The following is a 26551-nucleotide window of genomic DNA, read 5'->3' as shown; positions in this document are numbered from 1 at the left end:
TGTTCCTCCTGTTATTTATAAGTACTATCAAAGTTCGGGCGAGCAATGCTCGCCCCTACTATTCTATCATTACACGCTATCTTAATGGTGAAGAGAGTGTTTGTCCTTTTGCCTATCGGTGATCATCCACAACGATTAGCCAATTACCAATAAGAGTTCCCGCAACACCTTGCAGGCCACCGCAGTGGAAGCACCGCTCTGGTCATAGACCGGCGATAACTCGTCAATATCACAACCGACAATATTCAGTTCTCCGATTTTTTGGATCGCTTCAAGCAGCTCTAAAAAACCGACACCGCCAGGCTCCGGGGTACCGGTGCCTGGAAAAACGGACGGATCTAATATATCCAGATCGAGGGTGAAATAGACTGGCTTGCCCTGTAGTTTTTTGACCACTTCAGCCAGACCATTAAAATTAAATTTCTGGGTGATGACGTGATCTTTGCCCCACTGGAACTCACTGCGTTCGCCTGAGCGAATCCCGAATTGATAGATCCGGTTATCGCCAATTAAATCCCAGACCCGGTGCAGCACCGTCGCATGGGACAGGGTCACCCCCAGATAATCATCGCGCAGATCAGCATGGGCATCAAAATGGATCACATGGAGATCCCGATATTTCCGGGCCACTGCCCGAACTGCTCCCAGGGTCACCAGATGCTCACCGCCAATCATCACTGGGGTCTTTTCATCTCTTAATACCCGGGTGGTATAACTTTCAATCACTGCCAGCGCCTTTTGGGTATCACCAAAACAGAGCTCCAGATCACCGCCGTCAAAAATAGCTAAATCTTCCAGATCCTTATCCTGATAGGGGCTGTAGGTTTCTAATCCGTAGGATTCCCCCCGCATCGTTTTGCTGGCAAAACGGGTACCGGGACGGAAGGATGTGGTGGAATCAAAGGGGGCGCCAAAAACGACAATGCCCGATTCTCCATAGTCGTTGTCACAACCTAAAAAAGTCTCAATATTTTTATTCAACATCTTTTAACAGTTCCTCCACATAGTTTGGCAAAGCAAAGGCCCCCACATGCAACCGGGTGTTATAATAGCGGGTTTTAAAACCCAGGGCATTCCATTTCACGGCCTTTAAGTCCTCAATTGGATGGTATTTTTTTGAGGCAAAGCCAAACAGCCAGTGTCCTGAGGGATAGGTGGGGATGTGAGCCTGATAGACCCGGCTGATCGGAAAGGACTCGACAATGCGCTTATGGGCCCGCTGCATCGCCACGGCATCATCCAGATAAAATGCACTTTCGTGCTGATTGACCATGATCCCGTCTTCTTTTAGTGCCTTATAGCAATTACCATAAAACTCTTTGGTAAACAGGCCTTCGCCAGGACCAAAGGGATCGGTCGAATCGACAATGATCAGGTCATATTCATTTTCACAACGGCGAATAAATTTCAGACCATCCTGATAATGGACCGTTAACCGCTCATCGGCAAAGCAGCAGGCGGTTTGGGGCAGATGCGTTTTGCAGACTTCCACCACCAGCTCGTCAATTTCGACCAGATCAATGTGTAAAACCGAAGGGTAACGCACCAGCTCGCGGATGGCACCACCATCACCGCCGCCGATAATCAACACCTTTTTCGGAGCGGGATGAACCGCCATGGGAATGTGCACCATCATTTCATGATAGATAAATTCATCTTTTTCGGTCAGCATCATAAACCCGTCCAGGGTTAAAAAACGGCCAAATTCTTTGGAGTCAAAGACATCAATCCGCTGAAATTCACTTTGTCCGCAGTAAAGCTGACGATCCACCTGAATGGAAAATTTGACGCTGGGGGTATGTTTTTCTGAAAACCATAGTTCCATTTAATCCTCCTTTAGCACATTGAGATTTTTTATTTCCATATCTTCGGGACCGGTTAAAAAACAGCCCTTATCTTTTAGGTATTCAATGGCGTCAAGAATTTCTGTCGTAATTCTTTCCCCGGGTGCCAGAATCGGAATCCCCGGCGGATAAGCCATTACAAATTCACTACAGATCCGACCGCCGCTTTTTTCCAGCGGTAAGGCTTCCTTATCGGCATAAAAGGCTTCCTGAGGGGCGACAGCCACCGCGGGGTTAATGTATTCATATTGCAGCATCCCAGCCTTATCTTTTTTATAGATCCGACGAATTTCGGCCAGAGCTGAAACCAGACGTTCCAGATTCCGCCGACTGTCTCCCACTGAAATATAGGCCAGAATATTGCCGACATCGCCAAATTCCACCTGAATGTCGTATTCATCACGAAGAATACTATACACTTCAATTCCAGCCAGACCGACATGAAGGGTATTAATCGACAGCTTGGTGGCATCAAAGTCATAAACAGTATCGCCGTTAATCAACTCTCTCGAGTAAGCGTAGTAATCACCGATCTGATTAATTTCATCCCGGGCATATTGGGCCATTTCAGTTACCTTGGCAAAGATTTGTTTGCCATTCACCGCCAGATTTTTGCGCGAAATATCGAGGCTGGAAAGCAGCAGATAGGAACCGCTGGTGGTCTGGGTCAGATTGATAATCTGGCGCACATAACCAGCGTTCATGCCCTCACCCACGAGTAAAAAGGAGCTTTGAGTCAGCGACCCACCGGATTTATGCATACTGACCGATGCCATATCCGCTCCCGCCGCCATCCCACTGATGGGCATATTTTCGCCAAAATAGAAATGGGTACCGTGGGCCTCATCCGCCAGCACCAGCATACCGGCGGCGTGAGCCAGTTCGGTGATCGCTTTCAGGTTTGAACAAACCCCATAGTAGGTGGGATTGTTGACTAAGATCGCTTTGGCATCGGGGTTCTCCCGGATCGCTTCTTCTACCGCTACAAGGGTCATCCCCAATGAAATACCGATTTCATGGTTGGTTTCGGGATTTACATAAACCGGGATAGCTCCACCCAGGATCATCGCATTAATGACGCTGCGGTGGACATTTCGGGGCAGAATAATCTTTTCCCCTTTTTTACAGGCCGACAGCACCATCGTCTGAACGGCAGATGTTGTGCCATTGACCATAAAAAACGCCTGCTTGGCCCCAAAGGCATCCGCCGCCAGTTCCTCAGCCTCTTTGATCACCGAAACCGGATGGCAAAGATTATCCAGCGGCTTCATCGAATTGACATCAAGCGTCATACAACGTTCCCCTAAAAACTCCGTTAATTCGGGATTTCCCTTGCCCCGTTTATGGCCGGGCACATCAAAGGGCACCAGCCGATTTCTCTTAAACTCATTAAGTGCCGCCAATATCGGCATCCGTTCCTGATTTAATTTTGGCACGTTTTTATTCCTTCCCTAATCTGAATACAGCAGCTTAGCAGCAATAATAGGCAGCGGCTGTTTAAATAACTCAAGGGGCGGTTATCAACCACCCGCCAAATTTCCGGGCGGGTAATACCCGCCCCTACAATCCGGATCATCGTCTGCATAAAAACTGGCAACAATTAGTCGCTTATTTGTTAATACACGTTACTACCGCTGAAAATTTCGATCATTTCGCGACGCAGGTTTTCGGTAATCTGTAGCCGCGTTCGTGGCGGCAGCTCATAAGCATCCGTATTGAAGAGATAATTTTGGAGGATGATTTCTTTTAACATCATCTTAGTATGAAAAAGATTGGATTGATAAACGTTAATATCAATGGCGTCATATTCCTTTAGTGTTTTATCATCAACATAATCCTGGATTGAGGTGATCTTATGATCCATAAAGAGTTTTTTTCCGCTGACATCCCGGGTAAATCCCCGGACCCGATAATCCATGGTAATAATGTCCGAATCAAAACTGCCAATCAGAAAATCCAGAGTGCTCAGAGGCGTAATTTCGCCACAAGTAGCCACATCAATGTCCACCCGAAAGGTAGCAATAGAAGTGTCCGGATGATATTCCGGATAAGTATGGACCGTTACATGGCTTTTATCCAGATGGGCCACCACCGTATCGCCCTGTAAATCGGTCTGTTTAACAGAGTCTTCCCGATATTCTCTTAAAAAGGTTTCTTCGGCAATTAAAAAGGTGACGCTCGCCCCCTGAGGATCATAATCCTGCTTGGATACGTTGAGCACCCGGGCCCCAATCATCTCAGTAACACGATATAAAATTTTAGTTAAGCGGTCCGAGTTATACTGCTCATCAATATAGGCAATATAGTCCCGTTGTTCGCGCTCGCTCTTGGCATAGCATACATCGTAAATGTTAAAACTCAACGATTTTGTCAAATTGTTAAAACCATTCAACTTTAATTTATTATCCATAATCCACCCCGTTTCCATTTTTTGCATTGTAATTGTGCTGTAATGATTTAATAAAACAAAAAACCCAAGTGATCCATCAGCATCTGCTGTTCATCCACTTGAGTTTATTTCTACTGATTTGTATTAAACGAGCGCATGACCGCACCGTCTATTTAATGATCCAAAACGCAGAAATTAGAGTCTATATAGCAAGAACTTACTTTTACTACTCTTATTGATTGTTTCACAAGTGTGATGTGCAAAAACGCACACGGTTTTAAGTAACCAACTTATAAAATTTGAGCTAATACTCAATCAATAAGGCAACGAAAGTTGCCAATCGGCATTTGACCTAGCTGTCCGTATGGCATTTTATTTCTTTATCCCCGAGTTATTCAGATAAAAAAATGGTCAAAATAATTCTTTGCTGTATCCATAAATTTTGCTTATGAATACGCCAAATAGACATAAATCTATTTCTGTCATTCGAGTCGAATTGTACTATAAAAAATTGTGAAAATCAAGAAATATTTGCAAATTTAACCGGTTTCTAACATAATCGCCACGACTCTTAAGCACTTTAAATGTTTATCTGTCATTCTAAACTTTTAATTCTTTGTGAACAACTTCACAAATCTTTCCCAGGTATTTAGCATTGTCATTTTTTCTTTTGAACCTGTCGCAAAGTCTTCAGAGCATCCTGGTAATCAAATTCATGAATCTGTCTTTCCAGATCAAATCCCGCATCGCCTAAGTTAACAATCAACAAGTCTTTGTGCTTCTCAAATAAATCATCAGCGTCAGTGTCATTATTTTCAAGCAAAACTGCCAACTTGTTCTTAATTGTATCAATTTGAGCATCGTTTCCTTTGTCATTTTGTTGGTTCTCGGAGAAAACTCTTTCTCTCGGCAAAGCATCCGCAAAATGTCTTAATTCTGCGACAAAGTTATTAATTAACTTCTCAGATTGATCGTTTAACGACTGGGCCTTTATTGTCTGTTCCAATTCAGCCGCCTGCTCCTGTATTTTTTCAGCACCCAAATTTCCAGCCACACCCTTAATTGAATGAGCCGTTTGCATAATGCTTTGGTCATCCTGCTCGGACACCTGCTTCAGGAGATTTGTTGCGTCCGTCTGACATTTTTGACCAAACTGCCGGATCAACCGCAAATAGACGGCGGCATCACCACCAAGAATTTTCAGACCAGCTTCCACATTCAATCCTTCCACCTGCCAAAGGACTTCTAACCGATTCTGTTGCTCTCGTTCTGCTAATGAATTCTTTCTCGGTGTTTCATTTTTATCACTATTTTCTGGCGCTTCATTTTCACCTTCAGTTTTTTTTATCGGCAGCCACTTGATCAAACATTTGTATAAAATCTCCGGTTCCACCGGTTTTACCAGATGGTCGTTCATCCCTGCCTCAATACAAAGACGCCGATCTTCTTCAAAAGCATTGGCCGTCATCGCTAAAATAGGTACCGTTTCCCAACCCGGCATCGCTCTAATCCGTGCCGTCGCCTCCAACCCATCCATTACTGGCATCTGAACATCCATCAAAATCAAATCAAACTTAGCTTGTTTAATTTTATCAATTGCTTCCTGACCATTTTGGGCTAACTCAATCACAAGTTTAAAGGGTTCCAGAAGCTGCCCGACAATTTCCTGATTAATCAGATTATCCTCAACAATCAGTATCCTCATCTGCTCGTAAGTTTTCAAATGATCCTCTAATTCGTTTAGCGATGATGGCATCTTTGATACGCGATTATTTTCAAGCAGTTCCATTAATGCATCATTAAGGGTTGATGGTGTCATCGGTTTGATCAGAATCCGGCTGATTCCGGCACGCTGCGCTTCTTCATAGGATATCTGATTGCCATAGCCGGTAATCAGATAAACTGTCGGCCTGGTTTTCAGTTCCAGCGATTGAAGCATCAGTGCTGTGTCAATACCATCCATAACCGGCATTTTGAGATCCATCAATACCAGTCGATAGGGGTTCATCATCTGGTCAGCTTGCACCACCGCGGCTAATCCTTCACTTCCCGAACTGACCGCCTCACACTGGATTCCAAAATCAGATAGCATACTGATCATCAGATCCCGGGCTTCTGGCATGTCATCAATCACCAGAACCCGCATTTCCTTCGAAGATTTCATGCTGATTCTATTTTTAGGAAGCGCTGTCGATATTTCAAAGGGCAACTCAAACCAGAACTGACTTCCCTGACCCAGCTCACTTTTAGCCCCAATTTCCCCACCTAAAAATTTTACCAAACGATAGCTAATCGCCAACCCCAGACCAGTTCCCCCATACAAACGGGTCATTGATTCATCAGCCTGGACAAAATCCTGGAACAGGTTTTTTAGCTGTTCTTTTGACATCCCAATCCCAGTATCCCACACTTCAAACCGCAGTCGAATCTGTTTTTTTTCCTGCTTCATAATCCGGGCCACAACCTTGATGCACCCTGTTTCAGTAAATTTCACTGCATTGCTCATTAGATTAAGCAAAATTTGTCCAAAGCGAACCGAATCTCCCCGCAAAACCGTCGGAATATGATCAACATCCACCAGTAAATTGAGATTTTTTTTAGCCACTTGATCACCCAAAATATTACACACGCTGTTGATTTCCCGGTCGGGCTCAAAATCATGGGCATCCATTCGCATTTTTCCGGCCTCTATTTTCGAAAGATCCAGCACATCATTTATGATCTGCAACAAGTGATTCGCTGCCTCGGTCAACTTACCAAGCTGTTCCTCCTGCCGCATGGTTAGAGGATCACGCTTAATTAGATGAGCCAGGCCGATGATTGCATTCATAGGCGTTCGAATTTCATGACTCATATTAGATAAAAACGAACTTTTTGCCTGACTGGCAGCTTCTGCTTCAAGTTTTGCCATTTCCAACTCGGTAGTGCGAGAAACAACCATTTCCTCAAGATGCTTCTGATAACTCTCCAATTCCTCCAGATATTTCATCTTCTCGGTTACATCAGCAACGGTTCCCCAACTGGCGACAGGCGCGCCATCAGAATCAAACTCAAATTCTGATCGTTCTTCCACCCAGCGCACTTCATCCCCTGAAATAATTCGATGAAGTATGGTAAACGACCGACCCTGCACCGATTTTTCCTGCCAAGTTTCAGCGATTTTATTACGATCCTCTGGATAGACAAGATCCATATACGTTTCATAGGTTTGCGGCTTCCCCATATCGACACCAAAAATACGATAGGTTTCATTAGACCAGGTCAAATTGTTCGCATTGATGTCAAAATGCCAGTGTCCAGTTTTTGAAACCTCCTGCGCACGATTTAAAAAAGCTTCACTTTGGCGCAGTGCCTTTGTAATCTCAATGCGTTCCTGGTTTAAAAAAGCCGTTCCGATTTGATCAGCAATATGACAGCTAAAGGTGATCTCGTCACTTCCCCACGCATGGTTTTTATTTACATGCATAAAGCCAATCGAACCAATCGACCTGCCATTGCATAAAATACTGCAAACCAGTAGAGTGGTTCCACCTAACGGTTTCATATAAGCCTGCCAGTAATCCTTTTCCTGCGGTTCAGCCGATTCTTTATCAACAATCATATATCTGTTTTTGATGAGATGCTCAAATGTCAGCGGCTGATCGACCATGTTCATCGTCATTTTTCGGATGTGGGTTTTTTCTTTTTTTACATAAAGGTCCAGACATTCCATCATTGTCATTTCATTTTTATATTGCCAGATAGAAACCCGATCCGTTTCCAGGCGATTACCCAAAAGCTCAGTTATTTCTTTTGCAAACCGATTAATATCACCATTGATCCCCGACTCCATCTGACTGATTTCTCGAATCAGCTGGGTATGAAGATAAAGTTGGTCAACAATAAATTTTTGCTCGACTTCACGTTCCACTAAACGTTGTTCTAACAATTTTCGAGCATTCTTAAGATCTTCCTCCATCTGATAGCGCTCGGATATATCCCGAATCACTTCCACAAAATTTTCACTTTCAGCCAACCAACTTAAGCGACATTCAAAGTGATGCTTCCCATCGGAATTGGACAAATCATACTCAAAGGTCTGCATTTGACCTGTCGTTCTGGCCATTAGCATGGCATGGGTAAATAAGTCATTGACATTCGCCGGCAAAACAGTATTGATTTTTTTGTTTATAAATGCTTCTGGCGGGATGTAAAGATCCGAGGCTTTTTTTGCCCGATATTCCAGAATTATCCCCTGTGCATCCGTTAAAAACAAAAGATCCGGTACCATTTCAAAAAAAGCTTCAAATAATTTATTCTGTTTTACCAACCCTGAATTATCCTGACCCGCCATATCACTCACAACCCCTTCTCTTTCTGCTCTTTAATGTTTATTCTGGCTCCTGATGCATGACTTGTCTGAAAGCCTCAATCTCTATTTCAAAAGCTTCCACCACATCTGGATCAAACTGCATCCCTTTTTGTTCGATAATATAGTCGACCACCGAATCCATGCTCCAGGCTTTTTTATATGGCCGTACCGTCGTAAGGGCATCAAATACATCAGCTAATGCCATAATTCGTGCTGAAATAGGGATTTCATTCCCATACAGTTCTTCTGGGTAGCCTTTTCCATCCCAGCGCTCATGGTGGTAATTCATAATTTTCTCGGCCTCCTCCAAAAATGATAGCGCTGTAATTTCGCCCTGTTCCGCCTCTGTTTTGTTGACCGCCAAGGTTTTATTGATTGCCAAACGAATCGCATTTCCACCGATTTTACAATGGGTTTTCATCACTTCAAATTCCTCGAAGTTAAGCTTTCCCGGTTTTAAAAGGATGGCGTCCGGAATCCCAATCTTCCCAATATCATGAAGCGGTGCCGCTTTTGAAATACGTTCTATCACATCGTCACGGAGGTAACTCTTGAATTTTTCGTTTTTTTGCAATCGCTTAGCGATAATCCGCACATAGTGTTGCGTGCGCATAACATGGTTAGCGGTGTCATTATCCCGGGTTTCAACTAATTCAGCAAAAACATTTAAGGTCGTATCCTGAATCAGCTGATTTTCTACCATTCGTCGTTTGACCTCTGCTTCCAGCCATTTATTCTGATTTTTAAGCCGATCCCGAGCCTGTTTCAGTTCCAGATGAGCATTGACCCGGGCCAGCACAATCCCAGGCCGAAAGGGCTTGGTAATATAGTCAACCGCCCCCAGCCGGAACCCCTTCTCTTCATCAATCAGGCTATCCAGTGACGAAATATAGATGACTGGTATCCCCAAATTTTCCGGATCTTTGCGTAGTTCCGACAAGGTTTCATAACCATCCATTCCTGGCATCATAATATCCATCAGAACCAGATCCGGTTTAAGGTCTTTATTAACCGCCCGAAGCAATTCTTCTCCTGATTTATAGGCCCGAACAAGAAAAGAGGGACTTAGTAATTTTTTTAAGATCATCAGATTGATGGGTTCGTCGTCGACAATTGAGATTTCATGCTTTTTCATCTTACCCTCTCTGTAAATAAAAAAATAAATCGTACGTTATCATTAGTTTTACCCCTTCTTGCGGTGATAAAACATGGTATACGATCAATTTTACGTTTTTACTCTGATATGATTCGTTTCTACTTTTTAACGCTTTTAATAACGTCAAACGGCTATTCAAATTCTCAGAAGATTTAAGAGAAGCCGAAAAAAAACCTGTATCGCTTTAATCGCAATACAGGTTTTTGTAATTGGTTTCTAAAACATTTCCTTGCTCATTTCATCAATGCATTCATCGATATAAGCTATAACACCTTCAAAATTTTCAATTGGCAGACCAGATGTCTGGCAGGGAATAAAATATTTGGTGCCATTGGCACGGCAGGTTTCTTCCACCTGTTTTTTAACCACTTCTTTTTCCCAACCGGGATAATCCACAGTACCGCTGTGGAGTCCACCCATAAAGGTGATCTTTTCGCCATACGCTTTGATCAGTTCAGGGATATTATTAGTATTCATAACGCCCTGCCAAATATCGATTCCCACTTCAATCATGTAAGGAACTAAATTGGCAGCATAAGAGTCACTATGATGAATGATCAATTCGACGCCATTGTCTTTATAGAACTGGTAGATTTTTTTATATGATGGTACAAAAAATTCTTCAAACATATCTGGCGAAATAAAGGATGAAATTTGACTACCCCAGTCATCGTGATGTAAAATGGCTTCTGGCTTAAGTTTTTCCATCATCACTGCAGCAAATTCCAACTCATACTCGGTCAAGTAGTCAATCAGTTCCTGCATCGCTTCGGGTTCTTCGTAAAGAGCCATCAGGGCATTTTCCATGCCCATCAAATGGTGGGTCATTTCAAAGATACCTGGTGCGAAAAATGCGGTGACATATTTTTCTTTTCGATCAACTGCATTGGCATGGGCAAGCGCCGCTGCCCAGGCTTCATCGGATGTGGCAATGGCTGGTTTTTTAACGTTCTCTTTCCACTCGGTAATATCCTGAATTACCGCCAAGCCATCATGATGAACCGGAAACATTCCTAATTGACCTTCCGGCCATTGCCAGGTAATACCCCAATGGTCTTTCCAGGTTTGACCATATTTGAATTCAACCCCAGTCGGTACTTCCATGATCAGATCAATGAATTCATATTGTTTGACAAAACGATCCGGGTTGCCACCCTTCATTGTTTCGAGTAAGTTTTCTTTAATTGTCAGCATTATTTCTCCTTTTCTATTTGCAGGCTATTTTTGGGTATTTTCGCGTCTACGCGCCGATTAATTCTTTCGCTTTTGCAGCCGAGCTACCAGCATCCGGGGCGTAACCGTCAGCGCCAATTTCATTGGCATATTCCTGAGTAACAGGTGCTCCACCGACAATGACCTTCATCTCCGGGTAAGCCGCTTTCACGGTTTGTACCGCTTCTTTTAATGCCGGCATCGTCGTCGTTAAAAGACCTGAACACGCTACTAGCACAACGTTATCATTCTCTTTTACGGCTTCTACAAATTTATCTGCGGGTACGTCAACGCCCAGATCAATCATATCAAATCCGGCACTTTCAAGCATCATCACAACCAGGTTTTTACCAATATCATGAAGGTCTCCGGCAACGGTTCCCATGATACAGGTACCCAGTGAACTGGAGCCATCTCCTGCCATCACCGGTTTTAAAACTTCCACACCTTTGGACATCGCTTTAGCAGCAATTAGCATTTCCGGAACAAAGATTTCGCCGGATGAGAACTTATCCCCAATCACACCCATAGAAGCAATCATTGCATCCAGAATGTCCTGCGCTTTATCGCCGGCATCCAGGGCTTCCTGTACAGCTGCTGCAACTTTCTTTGATTTACCAGTTTCTACCAATACTTTTACATCTTCAATTTTTGACATGTTAATTTCTCCTTAGATTTAAACTATTTTTTCACCCAAAACCTGTGTGCGTTCCGGGTTTTTGTTAACCTAGCCGTGTAAGTCTTTATTAAAATCGAACCACTATTACCCTTGTAAAGCCCGTTTAGGCAGGGCCGTCTTAAAAATTTTTCACCCTTATTTAACGAAAATACCTTCTCGGAAAGCGCCAATATATTCCATACAATATTCATCTTCACCCATCATTGCTTCGGTGGCAAACAACATCCCCATCATATCTTTATTAAGTGGATCCAGAATAAAACTGTCCATCCCGGCACTCATGGCTAAAACCGCAAAGGCCTGATTGGCAATCCGTCGGGCTGGCAAGTTAAATGAAATATTGCTAATTGCACCGGTCACATGAATGGTTGGGTATTGCTTTTTAATCTCCCGTATGACTTCGGTAACCATGGCAATACCATCTTCTGAGGTACAGAGCATTTCAATTAGGGGATCAATGTGCATCCGGGATGGATCAATCCGGTATTCCTGACATTTTACCATTAAGTCGGTGAAAACCTCCAAACGGTCTTTGGCCGTTTTAGGGATGCCTTTGTCGCTATTTAACAATGCTACACACTCCCATTTGGTATCTGCCAGTACTTTAAAGGCTACGTCGACCTTATCACCTTCTAATGAGACAGAATTAAACAATCCTGGTTTGTTACAATACTTCATTGATTCAATACAGGTATAAACATTAGGACTATCGACAGCAATTGGAACATCCGTTGCATCCTGAACAATATCAATCAGCCATTTCATCGTTTCCAGTTCAATATCATCATCCACCGATGCACAGACATCAATAAAATCTGCCCCGGCTTCCGCCTGTTTGATTGCCAGATTCCGGATAAATGCGGCATCTTTTTCTGCAATGGCCTTCCCCGTTGAAGGAATTGCGCCATTAATTTTTTCACCAATAATAATCATTTTCTTACTCCTTTTTAATCTTGTCTGTATTTGACCGTTCTTCGATATATTGCTCCAGCTAATTTTTCTGATCCATACTCACACGATAAACGCGTCATAAAAATATCGTTTACATCGACTAGCTGACAATGCTTTTGTCCTTTTCTTATCAGTCCATTTATTCGTACCAGCTTAACTCAATCATCTGCACCAAACCCGTTCAAATATTTTAACCGGTAAAGTAACTGCAGTATAGCTCTGTTTTTACGAATTGTCAACTATTATTTTTACCGGTAAAAAAAGAACTTAGCCACTACTGTAAAACAGCTTGACTAAGTTCTCTTTGTCTAAATCACCTTCTCGTCAACTAAAAAGCGCTATCATTTTTATTACTATCCTTAATGCCGATGCCGATGGTGAACATCCGGCAGATGACAATGGGTGTGAACAGTCCTATTGTGGGTATGTTCATGGCAATGTTCGCCACTAACCGGCGGATGGTTATTATGGAGATGATGCGCATCATCGTGGTTATGACTGTGATCGTGGGTCTCCTCATCATGAATATGGCGGTGTTCATGATTTTCCGACAGCGCCAGCCAGCTTCCCAAAACCATGATCACTAACGCAATTAGAAATGAAAAAGTGATCGGTTCCTTAAGTACCAGCCAGGAAATAAAGACACCCATAAAAGGTGCTGCCGCATAATAGGCGCTGGTTCGGGCCGCTCCCAGTCCCCGTTGGGCTTTCACATAGAAAAAAATACTTAAGCCATAGGCCACAAAACCTAAGGTCATGGCCAGAATAATATAAAGCAGCGAAGCCGATAATTCGCCCCAGATAGAGGCGATGAGTAAAGCCCCCAATCCGGAACCGAAACCTTTGAGGACAACCACCTGAACCGGATCTTTAATCGATAGATTCCGGGTACAATTGTTCTCAAAGCCCCAGCAAACGCAAGACAGCATCACAAAAATCGCCCCAATCGACAAATTTATCGCCGTGACATCGCTAATGGTCAGTAAAACACTGGCCAGAGAAATAAATACGATGGCCATCCACATTCGTTTGCCAATGGCTTCTTTAAAGAAAATCATCGCAATCACTGCTGTTGCGGCGATCTCAAAATTTCCTAACAGGGCCGCCGTACTGGAGTTAGTCAGTTTGATCCCCATCAACAGGAAAATCGGCGCTGCAATATCCAACAAAATCATCAGAATAATCGAGGGCATTTCTTTTTTAGTGAGTCTGGCTTCTTTTGACGCGTTTCGACGTTTTTTATTAAACACCGTCAGCAGCGTCATACCCGTTCCTGCGCCCAGATACAAAAGTGCTGCCAGAAATAAGGGATCAATTTCTTCAAGTAAAATCTTAGAAAAAGGTGCATTGATCCCAAAAAGTAGTGCTGCCAGGATTGCGTATACCACTGATATGTTTTGCTTCATAAATCTTCAAGCCTCCTTCTTGATTTTACTAATCCAATCTTATCATATTTTACTATTCTCATCAGTCTTTTTATAATTTGTGTTTCTTTTTCTCAAATCAGGATATAATAACCATGACTGATTGTTTGTCTATTACTAAACTATCTATGCTCTTTTGACATCACCTTATGAGAGGCCGCCATGAACATTGATCTTGCTACAATTGCCCTAGTTTTAGTTCTATCCAGTATTTTTCAAGCTGTTTTTATACTGTTTTTGTCTTCTAAATACCCCGGTGTTGATCACATTGGCGTTAGCTGTTCCCTTTTTGCGCTGGGATTTCTTTTTGTGATGTTTCAGGCCAACACCATCAATGCTCTGATTACGGTTGTAGCCGGTAATTCCCTGCTGCTGGTGGCCCTTATTTTTCTATACAAGGGTCTGGTTCAATTTTTAGATCTGCCTGAAAACAAGTGGCTTCCTCCCATTATTTTTGGTTTTTGTCTCTTAACCCTGATCTATTTTCAGTTTGTTTTCGATAACATTTCACTTCGCATTTTTTCAGTTTACCTTTCAATTGGATTAATTGCTCTTTTGATTGCCGATACACTTCGAAAAGGAAACAACACCCACCTCCCAAGGCAAGCGCCACTGCTTCTTTTTCTATTTGCTTCCACTGGCCTATTTGCAATTTTACGATCTTTTTATGCCTTGTTTTCCCCTCCCATAGTTAATGCCCTTACACCAACGTTTTTTCAGGTTTTCTCTTTTACCGGGGTATTTATCATCAACATGATTGTGAGCTTTACCTTTATCATGATGATTAATGAGCGCCTCGGCGCTGATGTTTTGTCCGCTAAAGAACAGTTTGAACAAATCTTTAACCTCAGTCCTGACGCCAGCCTGATTACATCACTTGCTGATGGTAAAATCGTGAATTTCAACATCAGTTTTATAAATTTTACTGGATTTAGTCAAGATGAAGTTCAAAATAAAAGTCTGTTGGAGCTTAATCTTTATGAAAAACCTGCGGATCGGGACAAACTCCTGGAAGCAATCACAACTAACCAGTCAGTTGATGATTTTGAACTTAATTTTGTTACCAAAAGCAGGGATATCCGAATTTGTTCGGTTTCTGCAAAAATTTTTTTAATGAACGACACTCCTCATATTATCAGTATTATCGATGATATCACAGATCGCAAAAATGCTGAGAATGCCCTTATCCAAAGTGAAGAAAAATACCGTTTTTTAACTGAATTCACCTCTGATGTGATTTGGCTTTTTAATCTTACCCAGAATAAGTTCACCTACATGAGTCCAGCAATTTTTCAGTTAAGGGGACTCACCTCTGAAGAAGCCATGGCTGAAAAGCTGGAAGACGCCATGACGACCGAGTCCCTTCAACGGGTCAGAGCTAACTTACAAAGAAATGTCAAAACGTTCATTGCCAACCCCAAAACCGCTCATACTCACCTGATTGAAATCCAGCAGCCTTGTAAAAATGGACGTCTCATCTGGGTTGAGGTTTCGACAAAATATCGTTACCACAAAAATGGTGAGATTGAACTGGTTGGAATCAGCCGCAACATTGACAAAAGAAAACAGGCAGAGGCAAAGGTTCTTTATCTAAGCTATCACGACCAATTAACCGGACTCTACAACCGTCGCTTTTATGAAGAAGAGCTACGCCGACTGGATAGCCCCAGAAATCTTCCAATTGCCCTGATTATGGCTGATGTTAACGGGCTTAAGCTGATTAATGATGCTTACGGCCATCAGATGGGAGACAAAATCTTAAAGGAATTTGCCGAAATATTGAAAAATGAGTGCCGACATGATGAAATAACCTCCCGCGTTGGTGGGGATGAGTTTGTAATCTTACTTTCCAAAACTGAACTGCAAAGTGTGGAAAACATTATTAAGCGTCTCAATGCTGCCATTTCCAAGGTCCGAATTGACCGCACTATTTTGTCTGTTTCGATGGGATTTGCCATTAAAGAAACCCCCACCGATGACCTGAACGATGTTTTCAAACGAGCTGAAGATGCCATGTACCAGCATAAACTTACCATCAGTCCCAGTATTAAAAAAGCTACCATTGAGTTAATTGTCAATTCCATTTACGAACGAAGCCACCATGAATTGATTCATTCTCAATTAGTCTGTGACTATTGCCAGGCGATGGGCCGAGAACTGGGTTTTGAAACTGAAGCCATCAATCAACTGGGGATGGCCGGTTTGCGGCATGATATTGGCGAAATTGCCATTGACACTGCGATTTTAAATAAATCTGAAAAATTAAACGATGCCGAATGGGCGGAAATAAAGCGCCATCCAGAAATTGGCTATCATATTCTTCGATCCGTTAATGAGATGGCAGAAATTGCCAAGTTTGTACTTGAACACCATGAACGCTGGGATGGGCAAGGCTATCCCAAAGGCTTAAAGGCTGATGAAATCTCCATCCAGGGGCGGATTATTGCCATCGCCGATGCCTACTGCACGATGACCGCCGAACGTCCGTACAGCCGGGTTTTTACTGCCGAAGAAGCCATTGCCGAAATCAAAAACAACTCCGGTTTTCAATTTGATAAAAAGCTGGCCCAGATCTTTGTTGAAAAAGTACTACAAAAAGAATGGCCCAAAGCCTAAAAAAAGCCAATTGTTCAGCCCCAACACGTTTTAAAAACCCGGCTGACAATTGGCTTTACTTCTCTTTATTTGCATCCCGAGGTCAGTTGAAAACCATGATCCAGGGGCCCGTTGCCCTTTCCCAGATCCAGATTGGCTGCCAATGCCCCGGACACATAATCCTTGGCTTTTTTTACCGCCAATTCCATCTTGTACCCGGTGGCAAGATTACAGGCAATGGCCGTGGAAAGAGTACAACCGGTACCATGGGTATTGGGATTATCAATTTTTACTCCCGGAAACCAAACTTCTTCATGACCCTTTTTATCTTGAATCAGCAAAAAATCATCGGCACTTTCAAAAAGATGCCCGCCCTTAATCAGAATACTCCCGGCATAGCTTGTGGCGATTTTTTTAGCTGCTCTGACCATGTCCGCTTTGGCAGAAATGCCAAAGCCACACAGACATTCGGCCTCGGGGATATTGGGGGTGATCAAATCGGCCAGTGGCATCAATTCTGTTTTTAAAGCTTCAATGCTATCGTCGCTTAACAGTCTGCCGCCACTGGTGGCCACCATCACCGGATCCAAGACAATGTTTTTCGCCTGGTAATGTTTAAGTTTGTTAGCAATACTTCTAATGATCTCTGCACTATAGACCATTCCGATCTTAACCGCATCAGGAAAAATATCGCTAAAAATACAATCGATCTGATTTTCTACAAAGGTGCTTTCAACCGCCGCAATGCCATATACCCCGGTGGTGTTTTGCGCCGTTAAGACGGTGATCACGGTCATGCCGTAGCTGCCATGGGCGATCATGGTTTTGATATCGGCCTGGATGCCTGCGCCACCGCTGGAATCTGACCCGGCTATCGATAAGACTTTTTTCATCGTAGCAACTCCTTAAAACTCATAATGGTACAATCCGAGCTGTTTTTGATCTCATCCCAGTCATTTTTCGAGGATTCATCATAAACCCCGACAAGATAACAACCAGACGCTCTGGCGGCCTGGATGCAGTATAAGGCATCTTCGAAAATCGCGATTTGCTGTTTTGGCAACGCCAGTTGTTTCGCCGCCTGGTGATAAATCTCCGGCTGACTTTTGGGCAAACCAACCATCCCGGAAGTAAGGATAAATTCAAAATGACTAAGCAAACCATATCGACTCAACACCAATTCGGTCAGGGACTTGTGGGTAGCGGTTAGGATTGCCATTTTTATACCCTGGTTTAAATACTGATCCAAAGTTTCCTTAACAAAGGGTTTTAAACGGATATGTTTTTCGTAATTCTCCCGGATCATGCCATTGATTTCATCCCCCACCTGTTCTTCGGTCATTTTCACCCCGTAAACCGCGATAAAATAGCGGGCCGATTCGGCAAAGCTCATGGTTTTTATGACCTTATTTAAATCTTCGCGAGGATCAATCCCATGCTTTTTTAAAAAACTGCTGCCGATATTTTCCCAAGCCGACATCGAATCAATTAGCGTCCCATCCAGATCAAAGATTATCCCCGAAAAATTCATCTGTGCATTTTTCATGGTTTTGTCATGGTTTCAGATAAGCTTCGCAGCGCTTTTGTTGCACTGACGATATCTTTTTTAGAAAAGATTGCCGAGACCAGGGCGACCCCGTCCACTCCGGTTCCTGTTAAGCTAAGAATATTGGTTTCGTTCAGACCACCAATGGCAACCACCGGAATGGTCACCGCCTTGCAGATTGCGGCGATGGTTTCAAAAGCCACCACTTCGGCATCGGTTTTTGTGGCTGTGGAATAGATCGCTCCCACCCCGATATAATCGGCACCGTCGGCTTCAGCTTTTCGTGCCAGTTCCACCGTATCTGCCGAAACTCCGATGATTTTATCGCCAAGCTGCTCTCTTAGCGCCCCGGCATCGCTATCATCCTGACCCACATGAACCCCGTCAGCATCCACTGCCAGAGCAACATCGACGGCATCATTAATGACAAAAGGAATGTTGTAGGCATCGGTTAATTTTTTTATCGCCCGGGCCTCTTTTACAAACGCATCAAAATCCAGCTCTTTTTCCCGTAGCTGGATAAAGGTAGCGCCACCTTTTAAGGTTTCTTCAACCTGATCGGCCAGGGTTTTGTCACCCAGCCAACTGCGGTCAGTCACCGCATAAAGTAGCATTGACTGCTTATCGAGTTTCAAGCTTCATCCCTCCTTTTAATGTTTCGATATTCATCAAACTCATCGCATCGATGAGGGAGGTTCGAAAGGATGCCGTTCCGGCCTCCTGGGCCTGAACCTTTTCAAAGGCCAGCTCCCCACACAAACCCATACAACTAACAGCAGCAGCGGTAGCCAGTAGCAACTGCTCGGGATTGGCCCCGCAATAACTGCCAATAACCGTTGTAAGCATACAGCCTGTGCCGGTAATCCGGGACATCATCGGGTGTCCATTCCGGATTACCAGGGCCTTCTGATGATCCGCGACAATGTCGATGGCGCCAGTAATGGCAATGATGGCACCCGTTTTCTCGCTCAGGGCTTTGGCAAAAGCGATCATCTGATCCAAATTGTCTTTATTCACCGCATCGCTGATATCAGCATCGACCCCTTTGGTCGTGCCACTGCCCTGGTCGATGGTCTTAATTTCTGAAACATTACCCCGGATGACGCTAAACTGTACCTCATTTAACAGCTTAAAAACCGTGTTCGTCCGTAGCGAAGAGGCACCAGCACCGACCGGATCCAGAATCACCGGCCGACCGAGACGATTGGCTTTTTTACCGGCCATAATCATGGCCGCGACGGTTCGCTCATTAAGGGTTCCGATATTGATGACCAGGGCATTACAAATGGAGATAATTTCTTCCACCTCATTAATATCATCAGCCATAATCGGTGCCCCGCCACAAGCCAGTACACTATTGGCACAGTCGTTGACCGTTACATAATTGGTGATACAATGAACCAACGGCGGACAATTGCTAACATTTTCTAAGATTTTTTTAAACATCTCTTCCTTCTTTCTACTACAATATATTTTACGGTTTTATCGTTTAGATGGTTAAACCATCGCTTGATTGGTATCTGAAACGCACACAAAAAAAACTGTACACGAATGCACAGTCGATTTCGATGGTCTCCCTACGCCGGCATTATCCGTATCAGGTGCATGGGTCGAAGTAGCGATTTACTTCCTCTCAGCCTAAATGCATAAGCTCCCCAATTTCTAAATTAGCTACAGATTATCATATCGCCTGATTCTTGTCAACTGTGATTCGCCTCCGCCCTAACCTGCTAAAATCTTAATTTAACTTAAACTTAACCTCTTTCAAAGTTTGGCTAAAGGTTCACCGCCTAAGATATACCCAAGAGATAAATATCTCCTCTTTTTCTTTTCATTCCTAATATAAAAAAACAGTACGGTCATCCGGACCTACTGTTTTTTTATTTAGCGTTTTTTATTTTTAACCGTTTAAGTTCCTTTTTAAGCAAATAATTATTCATTTGTGATTAAATCACAGATATGAACACACCTTTTTGATAGAATGATAAAATCTTGATGATTTACTTGTTCAAGATGTAATTATATCTGGAGGAAATAAAATGATAACAACACCTGATCAATCAAGTAATACGTTCAAATCAGCACCACCTAAAGCTGATTTAATTGTTAAGATGGAACGCTGTCCCCAAAACCACCCCTGCCCATCGGTTCGTGTCTGTCCTGTTGATGCCCTATCTCAAGAAGGCTTTGCTGCCCCAAAAGTCGATATGGAAAAATGCATTCGTTGCGGTAAGTGTGTTGACTATTGTCCGATGAATGCCCTGGTACTAAAATAAGTGTCATTGTGAAAAGGAGGCTGTATGGACTATTTTATCACATTCCTTGAAGGGATCGTCACCTTTATATCCCCTTGTCTTTTGCCCATGCTGCCGATTTATGTGTCCTATTTTGCCGGCCAAAGCCAGTCCGATAATAAACGTACCGCAATTTTTAATGCTTTAGGCTTTGTCCTCGGCTTTACGGTAGTTTTTGTTTTGCTTGGTGCCTTTGCCGGTCGTATTGGCAGTGTGCTAATTGAGCATCAAACTGTTGTCAATGTGGGGGGCGGTATCATCATCATCCTTTTTGGATTGAATTTTATGGAGGTGCTGAATATCCCTTTTCTGAACACCACCCGTCAGATGAACATGAATCATTCGCGGACAAGTTTCTTTTCAGCGCTGCTTTTTGGCATCGTCTTTTCGATCGGTTGGACACCCTGCGTGGGTGCCTTTTTAGGCTCAGCCCTAATGATGGCGGCCTCCAGTGGTGATACCTTAAAGGGAATTCTGATGCTTTTATCCTTTTCCCTCGGCCTTGGTATTCCCTTTATGGTTTCTGCCATTTTAATTGAGCAGTTGAAATCGACCTTTGATTTTGTTAAACGCCATTATCGGATCATCAATCGTCTTTCCGGCGGACTGCTGGTTCTCATCGGTCTACTGATGGCTACTGGTTTACTGGGCTATTTTCTGTCGCTTTTAACTTTTTAAGGAGTACATTATGACTAAACAAACAAAAACAATAATCGGTATTGTCGTCTTTGCCGCTTTTTTAATCATCGTTTATTGGGGGTACACGATCTTGTCAAAAACCTTCAATCCGCAAGATCCGGCATCAAATAACACCGGTTCCTCTCAGGCCGATGAGCTCCAGGCAGCCCCTGATTTCACGGTGTTTGATCAGGATGGCAACCCGGTTAAACTGTCTGATTTTGCCGGAAAACCGGTGGTCCTCAATTTTTGGGCATCCTGGTGTCCACCCTGTAAAAGCGAGATGCCCCACTTTAATACGGTCTATCAAAATCAAAAAGATGCAGTGGTCTTTCTGATGATCAATCAGGTGGACGGGCAGCGGGAAACAAAAGAAAAGGGCCTTATGTACATCACCGATCAGGGCTTTGACTTCCCCATTTATTTTGATACCGAATTGGAAGCCAGCATTGCCTATGGCGTCTCAACGCTCCCCACCACCTTATTTATTAGCCCCGACGGTAAAATTGTCAGCGGCTATCGTGGCGCCATTGATGAAGCCACCTTACTTTCCGGCATTGAATCAATAAAAAATTAGGAGCATGCGATGTATATTAAAATGATAATCGGAACCCTTGTGGGCGGCGCTTTGGGACTCCTCTACTACAAACTGGTAGGCTGTCAAAGCGGCACTTGTCCCATTACTGCCAAGCCCCATCGAACTGCCATTTATGGAGCCATTCTTGGTTTTATGATCAGTTCCTCATTGTAGAAAAAAAAGAAAAACGATTGCTAATCAACCGTTTTTCTTTTTGCCTTAAATATAGTCCGAGAAATATACCTTTTCATTGGCGATAATGGTCTCCAGAAGAGAAACTGTTTTTTTGCTGGCTTCAATCCGTTCAATCTGCTGAAGATAGGTGGGTCGTTTATAACCAAGTAACATACACGTTAAAATGCCGATTTCTAATTTGATCCGATTCTCTGACGGTAAATCAACCAGAACCGGGTCATTTCCCTTTGTAAACGAGATGGTAAAGCTGCGATTGTTCCACTCCAGCACCGGATCAACAATATCAAAGGTAATGGCCTCATTCAGGTCCGTGTTGGCAAAATGGTATTGACTGATAAACCCCTCAAAATCAACGATTCGAGCCATAATATAGGGACGAATCGTTTCTTTCATGTCACTATCTCCAAATAGAAACGATATCGTGTGATTGTTATAATTACTGCCAATCACCTCGTTAATCATCGATTCGTGGGCGGCAATATAGCCCCATAGCCCTTTTCTGGCTTCCTGATTGAGATAAACCATCTCTTTGACGCGAAACACATCATTTTCAATCAGATAAACCAGATAACCCAGCGGCCGATCATCGACGCCGTAATAAATGGCCACCGTAACATCTTCGACATCCCAGCGCCAGTATTCCTCCCAGACCAGTTCATTACGAATCAGACAGCCATGGGTTTTTCTGGCAAAGGCGTCGTGAAGGGCAATAAGATCCGGACTGTTCTCCTTCACCCGTTTCACCCGTCCCGGTACATCAATATCGCGGGGTAACTGATGATCGCGGATATGAAAGGTCATCTTATCGGATACGACCTCCCAACCCTTGTGACGATAGAGCGGATGCGAATAAGGGAATAAAAAAGAAATGCACTGATTGCGTTCATACATGGTTTCCAGGCTCTTTTTCATGAGCCCGGACATCAGTCCCAGCCCCATATATTCCGGATAGGTCGCGACTCCGGTAATATACCCCATCTCATAAATACTGCCACTAATATTGACTTGAAGTGGATAAACGGCGATCTGTGCCGCCAACCGTCCATCCTCAAACCAGCCGATCACCTCCGCTTTTTCCAGAATCGGAAATTTTGACCGCTTAATTTCATCGTGCTTCCAACCCACTTTTAACAATTGTTCATCCGTCACCTGAAAAGCATACCTCAGAATATTATTAAACTGAGTAAAGTCTTTGGCTTCCAGCCGTTTTAGTTCCAGATTTTTTCTTATCTCTTTGTTCATAAAAATCTCCTTATATCGATGCTTTATCATACCACTTTATACCCTATTTTTTAAAGTAGAATAAAAATAACTGTGCTATACTAGAATTTAAATTGTGAGACGAGGTATTAAAATGCTAAAAGAATCCGATATTACATTTCTTAAGACGATCCTGACCTTTTGGGATCATTTAAATCCAAATCAGAAAACCATGTTTTTGGAAAATGCCATGCCGGTAAGCTATAAACGGGGTGATAATATTCATCGTGGCGAAAATGACTGCGTCGGAATACTGCTGATCAAAAGCGGCGAATTACGTACCTATATTCTATCAGAAGATGGCCGGGATATCACCCTTTATCGACTGGGCACTGATGAGGTCTGCATCTTATCAGCTTCTTGTATCCTGGATAATATTACCTTTGATGTTCATATTGATGTCGAAGCAGATTGTGACGTGCTCTTGCTAAAGTCCTCTGTCTTTTCTCAGATCTGCAACGAAAATATCTACGCCGAAAATTTTTCATATAAATCCATGATCGATCGTTTTTCGGATGTGATGTGGGCGATGCAACAAATTCTTTTTATGAGTTTTGATAAACGTCTGACCATCTTCCTACTCGATGAGGTGACCCGAACCGGTTCGAACACGGTTAATATGACCCATGAGCAAATTGCCAAGTATGTGGGTTCCGCCCGGGAAGTGGTTTCCCGAATGCTTAAATACTTTGAGAACGAAGGCTATGTAAACCTGTCCCGGGGTAAAATTGAAGTGATTGATAAGGTTCAATTGAAGCGAATTATTTAACCGACTGCCCTGTTTGCCGCGAAGTGACAATGATCTCATTAGCAGCCGGCCCGACCAGAGCATGGTTTAATTTATCCTTTGGGGTATTTCGCGCTAATCAAAGCTGTGCTAAATAACAACAGCGAAAAAATACTCAGCATCACGACCCCACAATAGAGACTAACTGGCGCCCAAAGCCTCATTAACAGCCAATCACTCTTAAAAATAACCGGTAGGATAATAATAATTGCAGCAGAGATTATTAACCACAGCCCCGCCATGATAATCCATAAAGACCTTTTGCGATTGATCAGGGTTTTTCTCCGGTAGTTATTTTTTATCTGAGTGTTGATTATTAAAAGCTTTGCCATTAACACCCCCGTCAGTAGTATACTAACAAATGTAACCGTCGAAAAAATAACATCGATTAAATACCAGATATCATGCTGATACGGAGTGGTTTCTTTATCTTCAAGCATCAGCAGGATATTATCAGCCAAATCGTTTGTGTTGGCTGACGCGTTTAGATTTGTCAGTACACATACCCCGATCCCATCACTCGGTTTCATCGTGATTTTCGCCGAATAATTCGGCGTCCCACCCGAGTGATAGATGACTTCGTTAAACGCATCAATAAACCAGCCCCCGGCATAGAAAGTATTTTCATCGACAATGCTGGCGGGATTGGCCATGTGGGACTTTTTTATGATTCTGGTAAACTGCGGTGATATTTCAATGATCCCCATTTGTATTTGAAGCCACCGCCCCATATCAATACTGTTTGATATCAAATATCCGCCCGGAACAAGGCCTTTTATTGCCGGGGTCTCAAATAGAGTGGCATTTCCAAAATATAGCTTGGTTCCAGGAACCAATGCATTATTCTCTTTGATCTGGTTCGAATAACAGTCAGTCTGCGTTAACCCCATCGGCTGTAAAATCTGTTCCTTCATAAAACGCTGATAATCCTGTTTGGATACAACTTCAATAATCAGGCCCAGTAAGTTATAGTTTGTATTGGCATAAGAAAACTGCTGTCCCGGTGCTAGTGCCAATTCACGATTACTCAAATTACGAATATTTTCCGCTAAGGTCATCTCCACTGTTGGGCTGGGATATTTTCTTTCATCATTGGTATAGCCACTGGTCTGATACAGACAGTCCGCAATGGTCAAGTCTTCCGGTGCGATTGTTTCACCCTGATAGGTAGCCGTAAACCATGGAATGTAGTGGCTAACCGGATCACTTAGCGATAGTTTCCCCTGATCTTCCAATAGCAGAATTGCCAAAGCGGTAAAGGCTTTTGTAGTTGATCCCAATAAAAATAAGGACTGCTCATTTGTTTTTATACTGCCGCTGTAATCCATAAACCCTTCCGACAAGTAATCTATTTCGGTCCCGCGAATCACGGTAATGGCAGCACTGGGAATCCTCGATTTTTCCAGCACCGCTGTTACCAGTTTGTTTATATCTTCTTGCTGCTGCACTTTGTTACCGTTTTGGGCCATAACACTGCCGGGCATTAAAAAAAATATCAGGCATAAAGCAACCCAAAAATTTAAGCAACCGTATTTATTTCGCTTCATCTTCTTCATTCCTGTCTGTTTTAACGTTTAGACGTTTTTTTCTAAACTGAATTTGTTGATTGATGTAGGCCACATCCTGTCTCATTTTAATAATATCCAATACATTTCCAATGAGATAAGCAGGAATGACCATTGCCGGGATAATCCATATATATTCCAGTGTGTACCATTTAAACACCCATCCAAAGGCAAATACAACGGTTAGCAGCATCACCAGTTCCAAGCCGATTTCTACATAGCGATGTCCATTGAGGTATTTGTTTATCAGTAACAGGCCTAAACGCGCGACCACCGTGACCAGTAAGAATTCCAGAATAACAATGAAATCATCCCATTTGTTAGATACCAGCGCCGGAACAAAAAACGCCATAATGATAATCAGTGAAAAAATTAAAAGACACTGTTTGATAAAATTCTTCAACTTTCTTCCTCCCGACTAAATGCTTTTTTAATATAAGGAATATATGTCCTGGAAGCATTTAATTTTTCGCCATTTTGCAAGGTTACCTGAATTCTACTGTTCGCCAGCATTTTCATGCTTTCAAGCACGTTGATGTTTACAATAACTGATCTGCTAATCTGTACAAAATCGTGATATTTCAATTCCTCCAGCAATTGATAAAGCTTTTTTTCAGTTCGAAAAACCTGGTTGGTCGAATAGATAAAGGTTTTTCGATCAACACTTTCAATATAACAAACTTCGTCAACAGCAATTTTATAGCGCCGACCATTCTCATCTCCACAGATACTGTAATTGGCATTTTCCAGTCGCTTCACCAGATGATTAACCACACTATTCATCTCACTATATTTTATTTCAACCTCTATTTCGTCTCGTTCTTTCTGTTGGGTCAATTTTATTTTCACTTAACCTCCTCCTTTCTCATTTATCATAGCTTATTTTATCAACAAATCAAGTAACGATGATCTAAGTTACGATTTTTTGCTATCAAATGGCAGACAAGCCACGCTCAATCTTTATAATTCTGTCCAATAGCATTGCCGTTCCGATCTTGCTGCAATAAAAAAAGAGCAATCACTTTTTTGTGACTGCTCTTTTTTTATT

General features: G+C 42.9%; 24 protein-coding genes and 1 riboswitch. Of the genes, 6 read left to right on the top strand and 18 right to left on the bottom strand.

Translation table 11 applies throughout. The features are described 5' to 3' along the window. Positions 1 to 135: 135 nt before the first annotated feature. The 10 genes from speB to DOZ58_RS13810 all read right to left on the bottom strand — a co-directional run bounded on the left by speB (position 136) and on the right by DOZ58_RS13810 (position 13988). Positions 136 to 984, bottom strand: coding sequence for an agmatinase (speB, locus tag DOZ58_RS13855; RefSeq protein ID WP_204355412.1), 849 nt, complete (start codon positions 982 to 984; stop codon positions 136 to 138). Next, on the bottom strand, positions 974 to 1825 hold the full coding sequence (gene speE, locus DOZ58_RS13850; RefSeq protein ID WP_111888826.1) for a polyamine aminopropyltransferase: 852 nt from the start codon (positions 1823 to 1825) through the stop codon (positions 974 to 976). The genes speB and speE overlap by 11 nt, the downstream gene beginning before the upstream one ends. Next, positions 1826 to 3256, bottom strand: coding sequence for an aminotransferase class I/II-fold pyridoxal phosphate-dependent enzyme (locus tag DOZ58_RS13845; RefSeq protein WP_111889782.1), 1431 nt, complete (start codon positions 3254 to 3256; stop codon positions 1826 to 1828). A 203-nt stretch (positions 3257 to 3459) separates the two neighbouring features. After that, entirely contained in the window at positions 3460 to 4254 is a 795-nt protein-coding gene (gene speD, locus DOZ58_RS13840) for an adenosylmethionine decarboxylase (protein WP_111888825.1), read from the bottom strand. 637 nt (positions 4255 to 4891) lie between these two features. Then, positions 4892 to 8566, bottom strand: a complete 3675-nt coding sequence (locus tag DOZ58_RS13835) for a response regulator (RefSeq protein WP_242988712.1) — start codon at positions 8564 to 8566, stop codon at positions 4892 to 4894. Between the two features lie 37 nt (positions 8567 to 8603). After that, entirely contained in the window at positions 8604 to 9719 is a 1116-nt protein-coding gene (locus DOZ58_RS13830; protein ID WP_111888823.1) for an HD-GYP domain-containing protein, read from the bottom strand. Between the two features lie 237 nt (positions 9720 to 9956). After that, positions 9957 to 10934 carry a uroporphyrinogen decarboxylase family protein gene (locus tag DOZ58_RS13825; RefSeq protein WP_111888822.1) on the bottom strand — a complete coding sequence of 326 codons (978 nt, stop codon included), beginning with the start codon at positions 10932 to 10934 and terminating at the stop codon, positions 9957 to 9959. Positions 10935 to 10980: 46 nt separating this feature from the next. After that, positions 10981 to 11610, bottom strand: coding sequence for a corrinoid protein (locus tag DOZ58_RS13820; RefSeq protein WP_111888821.1), 630 nt, complete (start codon positions 11608 to 11610; stop codon positions 10981 to 10983). Positions 11611 to 11766: 156 nt separating this feature from the next. Further along, the gene (locus DOZ58_RS13815) at positions 11767 to 12564 is read right to left on the bottom strand and encodes a methyltetrahydrofolate cobalamin methyltransferase (RefSeq protein WP_111888820.1); all 798 of its coding nucleotides are present in this window, start codon (positions 12562 to 12564) and stop codon (positions 11767 to 11769) included. A 377-nt stretch (positions 12565 to 12941) separates the two neighbouring features. Next, a complete protein-coding gene (locus tag DOZ58_RS13810) occupies positions 12942 to 13988 on the bottom strand; it encodes a DMT family transporter (protein WP_111888819.1) in 1047 nt (348 codons plus the stop codon). 180 nt (positions 13989 to 14168) lie between these two features. On the opposite strand from DOZ58_RS13810, the gene DOZ58_RS13805 reads away from it, so the two are divergent. Beyond that, positions 14169 to 16622, top strand: coding sequence for an HD domain-containing phosphohydrolase (locus DOZ58_RS13805; protein ID WP_111888818.1), 2454 nt, complete (start codon positions 14169 to 14171; stop codon positions 16620 to 16622). A 65-nt stretch (positions 16623 to 16687) separates the two neighbouring features. On the opposite strand, the gene thiD is transcribed toward DOZ58_RS13805, so the two are convergent. Genes thiD through thiM form a run of 4 tightly spaced genes read right to left on the bottom strand, consistent with a single transcriptional unit; the run spans position 16688 to position 19593 of the window. After that, the gene (thiD, locus tag DOZ58_RS13800; protein ID WP_111888817.1) at positions 16688 to 17494 is read right to left on the bottom strand and encodes a bifunctional hydroxymethylpyrimidine kinase/phosphomethylpyrimidine kinase; all 807 of its coding nucleotides are present in this window, start codon (positions 17492 to 17494) and stop codon (positions 16688 to 16690) included. Beyond that, entirely contained in the window at positions 17491 to 18147 is a 657-nt protein-coding gene (locus tag DOZ58_RS13795; protein WP_111888816.1) for an HAD family phosphatase, read from the bottom strand. The genes thiD and DOZ58_RS13795 overlap by 4 nt, the downstream gene beginning before the upstream one ends. Then, a complete protein-coding gene (thiE, locus tag DOZ58_RS13790; protein ID WP_111888815.1) occupies positions 18144 to 18782 on the bottom strand; it encodes a thiamine phosphate synthase in 639 nt (212 codons plus the stop codon). The genes DOZ58_RS13795 and thiE overlap by 4 nt, the downstream gene beginning before the upstream one ends. Continuing rightward, positions 18769 to 19593 carry a hydroxyethylthiazole kinase gene (gene thiM / locus DOZ58_RS13785; protein WP_111888814.1) on the bottom strand — a complete coding sequence of 275 codons (825 nt, stop codon included), beginning with the start codon at positions 19591 to 19593 and terminating at the stop codon, positions 18769 to 18771. The genes thiE and thiM overlap by 14 nt, the downstream gene beginning before the upstream one ends. A gap of 110 nt (positions 19594 to 19703) precedes the next feature. After that, positions 19704 to 19815: riboswitch (TPP riboswitch) on the bottom strand. A gap of 371 nt (positions 19816 to 20186) precedes the next feature. Between thiM and DOZ58_RS13780 the strand changes: the two genes are divergently transcribed. From DOZ58_RS13780 to DOZ58_RS13765, 4 genes are read left to right on the top strand one after another with little or no spacing between them, the layout of a single operon-like run. Then, entirely contained in the window at positions 20187 to 20423 is a 237-nt protein-coding gene (locus DOZ58_RS13780) for a 4Fe-4S binding protein (RefSeq protein ID WP_111888813.1), read from the top strand. A gap of 24 nt (positions 20424 to 20447) precedes the next feature. After that, positions 20448 to 21119, top strand: a complete 672-nt coding sequence (locus DOZ58_RS13775; protein ID WP_111888812.1) for a cytochrome c biogenesis CcdA family protein — start codon at positions 20448 to 20450, stop codon at positions 21117 to 21119. Between the two features lie 10 nt (positions 21120 to 21129). Beyond that, positions 21130 to 21696: a TlpA disulfide reductase family protein gene (locus tag DOZ58_RS13770; protein ID WP_111888811.1), complete on the top strand. Its 567-nt coding sequence runs from the start codon at positions 21130 to 21132 to the stop codon at positions 21694 to 21696. 9 nt (positions 21697 to 21705) lie between these two features. Then, entirely contained in the window at positions 21706 to 21870 is a 165-nt protein-coding gene (locus DOZ58_RS13765) for a DUF6132 family protein (protein WP_111888810.1), read from the top strand. Positions 21871 to 21915: 45 nt separating this feature from the next. On the opposite strand, the gene eis is transcribed toward DOZ58_RS13765, so the two are convergent. Then, positions 21916 to 23133 (bottom strand): enhanced intracellular survival protein Eis, encoded by a 1218-nt coding sequence (eis, locus tag DOZ58_RS13760; RefSeq protein ID WP_111888809.1) that lies wholly within the window; start codon positions 23131 to 23133, stop codon positions 21916 to 21918. 112 nt (positions 23134 to 23245) lie between these two features. Between eis and DOZ58_RS13755 the strand changes: the two genes are divergently transcribed. After that, entirely contained in the window at positions 23246 to 23920 is a 675-nt protein-coding gene (locus DOZ58_RS13755) for a Crp/Fnr family transcriptional regulator (RefSeq protein ID WP_111888808.1), read from the top strand. Between the two features lie 71 nt (positions 23921 to 23991). Here the strand turns inward: DOZ58_RS13755 and DOZ58_RS13750 are convergent, their stop codons facing one another. Genes DOZ58_RS13750 through DOZ58_RS13740 form a run of 3 tightly spaced genes read right to left on the bottom strand, consistent with a single transcriptional unit; the run spans position 23992 to position 26352 of the window. Continuing rightward, positions 23992 to 25485, bottom strand: coding sequence for a serine hydrolase (locus tag DOZ58_RS13750; RefSeq protein WP_162624525.1), 1494 nt, complete (start codon positions 25483 to 25485; stop codon positions 23992 to 23994). Continuing rightward, positions 25472 to 25906, bottom strand: a complete 435-nt coding sequence (locus DOZ58_RS13745) for a hypothetical protein (RefSeq protein ID WP_111888806.1) — start codon at positions 25904 to 25906, stop codon at positions 25472 to 25474. The genes DOZ58_RS13750 and DOZ58_RS13745 overlap by 14 nt, the downstream gene beginning before the upstream one ends. Continuing rightward, on the bottom strand, positions 25903 to 26352 hold the full coding sequence (locus DOZ58_RS13740) for a LytTR family DNA-binding domain-containing protein (RefSeq protein WP_111888805.1): 450 nt from the start codon (positions 26350 to 26352) through the stop codon (positions 25903 to 25905). The genes DOZ58_RS13745 and DOZ58_RS13740 overlap by 4 nt, the downstream gene beginning before the upstream one ends. Positions 26353 to 26551 lie beyond the last annotated feature (199 nt).

The organism is Acetobacterium sp. KB-1 (assembly GCF_003260995.1).
GTDB classification, from domain to species: Bacteria; Bacillota; Clostridia; order Eubacteriales; family Eubacteriaceae; genus Acetobacterium; species Acetobacterium carbinolicum.
Note: the sequence above shows the minus strand (reverse complement) of the source record. Positions and strands in the feature narration are given on the sequence as shown.

Excerpts from the sequence above, each read along its gene's own strand:
- DOZ58_RS13825 (WP_111888822.1), bottom strand. The coding sequence starts at position 10,934 with ATGCTGACAATTAAAGAAAACTTACTCGAAACAATGAAGGGTGGCAAC.
- DOZ58_RS13775 (WP_111888812.1), top strand. The coding sequence starts at position 20,448 with ATGGACTATTTTATCACATTCCTTGAAGGGATCGTCACCTTTATATCC.
- speE (WP_111888826.1), bottom strand. The coding sequence starts at position 1,825 with ATGGAACTATGGTTTTCAGAAAAACATACCCCCAGCGTCAAATTTTCC.
- DOZ58_RS13845 (WP_111889782.1), bottom strand. The coding sequence starts at position 3,256 with ATGCCGATATTGGCGGCACTTAATGAGTTTAAGAGAAATCGGCTGGTG.
- DOZ58_RS13830 (WP_111888823.1), bottom strand. The coding sequence starts at position 9,719 with ATGAAAAAGCATGAAATCTCAATTGTCGACGACGAACCCATCAATCTG.
- DOZ58_RS13820 (WP_111888821.1), bottom strand. The coding sequence starts at position 11,610 with ATGTCAAAAATTGAAGATGTAAAAGTATTGGTAGAAACTGGTAAATCA.
- thiM (WP_111888814.1), bottom strand. The coding sequence starts at position 19,593 with ATGTTTAAAAAAATCTTAGAAAATGTTAGCAATTGTCCGCCGTTGGTT.
- DOZ58_RS13835 (WP_242988712.1), bottom strand. The coding sequence starts at position 8,566 with ATGGCGGGTCAGGATAATTCAGGGTTGGTAAAACAGAATAAATTATTT.
- DOZ58_RS13750 (WP_162624525.1), bottom strand. The coding sequence starts at position 25,485 with ATGAAGCGAAATAAATACGGTTGCTTAAATTTTTGGGTTGCTTTATGC.
- DOZ58_RS13770 (WP_111888811.1), top strand. The coding sequence starts at position 21,130 with ATGACTAAACAAACAAAAACAATAATCGGTATTGTCGTCTTTGCCGCT.
- DOZ58_RS13765 (WP_111888810.1), top strand. The coding sequence starts at position 21,706 with ATGTATATTAAAATGATAATCGGAACCCTTGTGGGCGGCGCTTTGGGA.
- DOZ58_RS13795 (WP_111888816.1), bottom strand. The coding sequence starts at position 18,147 with ATGAAAAATGCACAGATGAATTTTTCGGGGATAATCTTTGATCTGGAT.
- DOZ58_RS13815 (WP_111888820.1), bottom strand. The coding sequence starts at position 12,564 with ATGATTATTATTGGTGAAAAAATTAATGGCGCAATTCCTTCAACGGGG.
- thiD (WP_111888817.1), bottom strand. The coding sequence starts at position 17,494 with ATGAAAAAAGTCTTATCGATAGCCGGGTCAGATTCCAGCGGTGGCGCA.
- DOZ58_RS13755 (WP_111888808.1), top strand. The coding sequence starts at position 23,246 with ATGCTAAAAGAATCCGATATTACATTTCTTAAGACGATCCTGACCTTT.
- DOZ58_RS13780 (WP_111888813.1), top strand. The coding sequence starts at position 20,187 with ATGATAACAACACCTGATCAATCAAGTAATACGTTCAAATCAGCACCA.
- speB (WP_204355412.1), bottom strand. The coding sequence starts at position 984 with ATGTTGAATAAAAATATTGAGACTTTTTTAGGTTGTGACAACGACTAT.
- eis (WP_111888809.1), bottom strand. The coding sequence starts at position 23,133 with ATGAACAAAGAGATAAGAAAAAATCTGGAACTAAAACGGCTGGAAGCC.
- DOZ58_RS13810 (WP_111888819.1), bottom strand. The coding sequence starts at position 13,988 with ATGAAGCAAAACATATCAGTGGTATACGCAATCCTGGCAGCACTACTT.
- speD (WP_111888825.1), bottom strand. The coding sequence starts at position 4,254 with ATGGATAATAAATTAAAGTTGAATGGTTTTAACAATTTGACAAAATCG.
- DOZ58_RS13805 (WP_111888818.1), top strand. The coding sequence starts at position 14,169 with ATGAACATTGATCTTGCTACAATTGCCCTAGTTTTAGTTCTATCCAGT.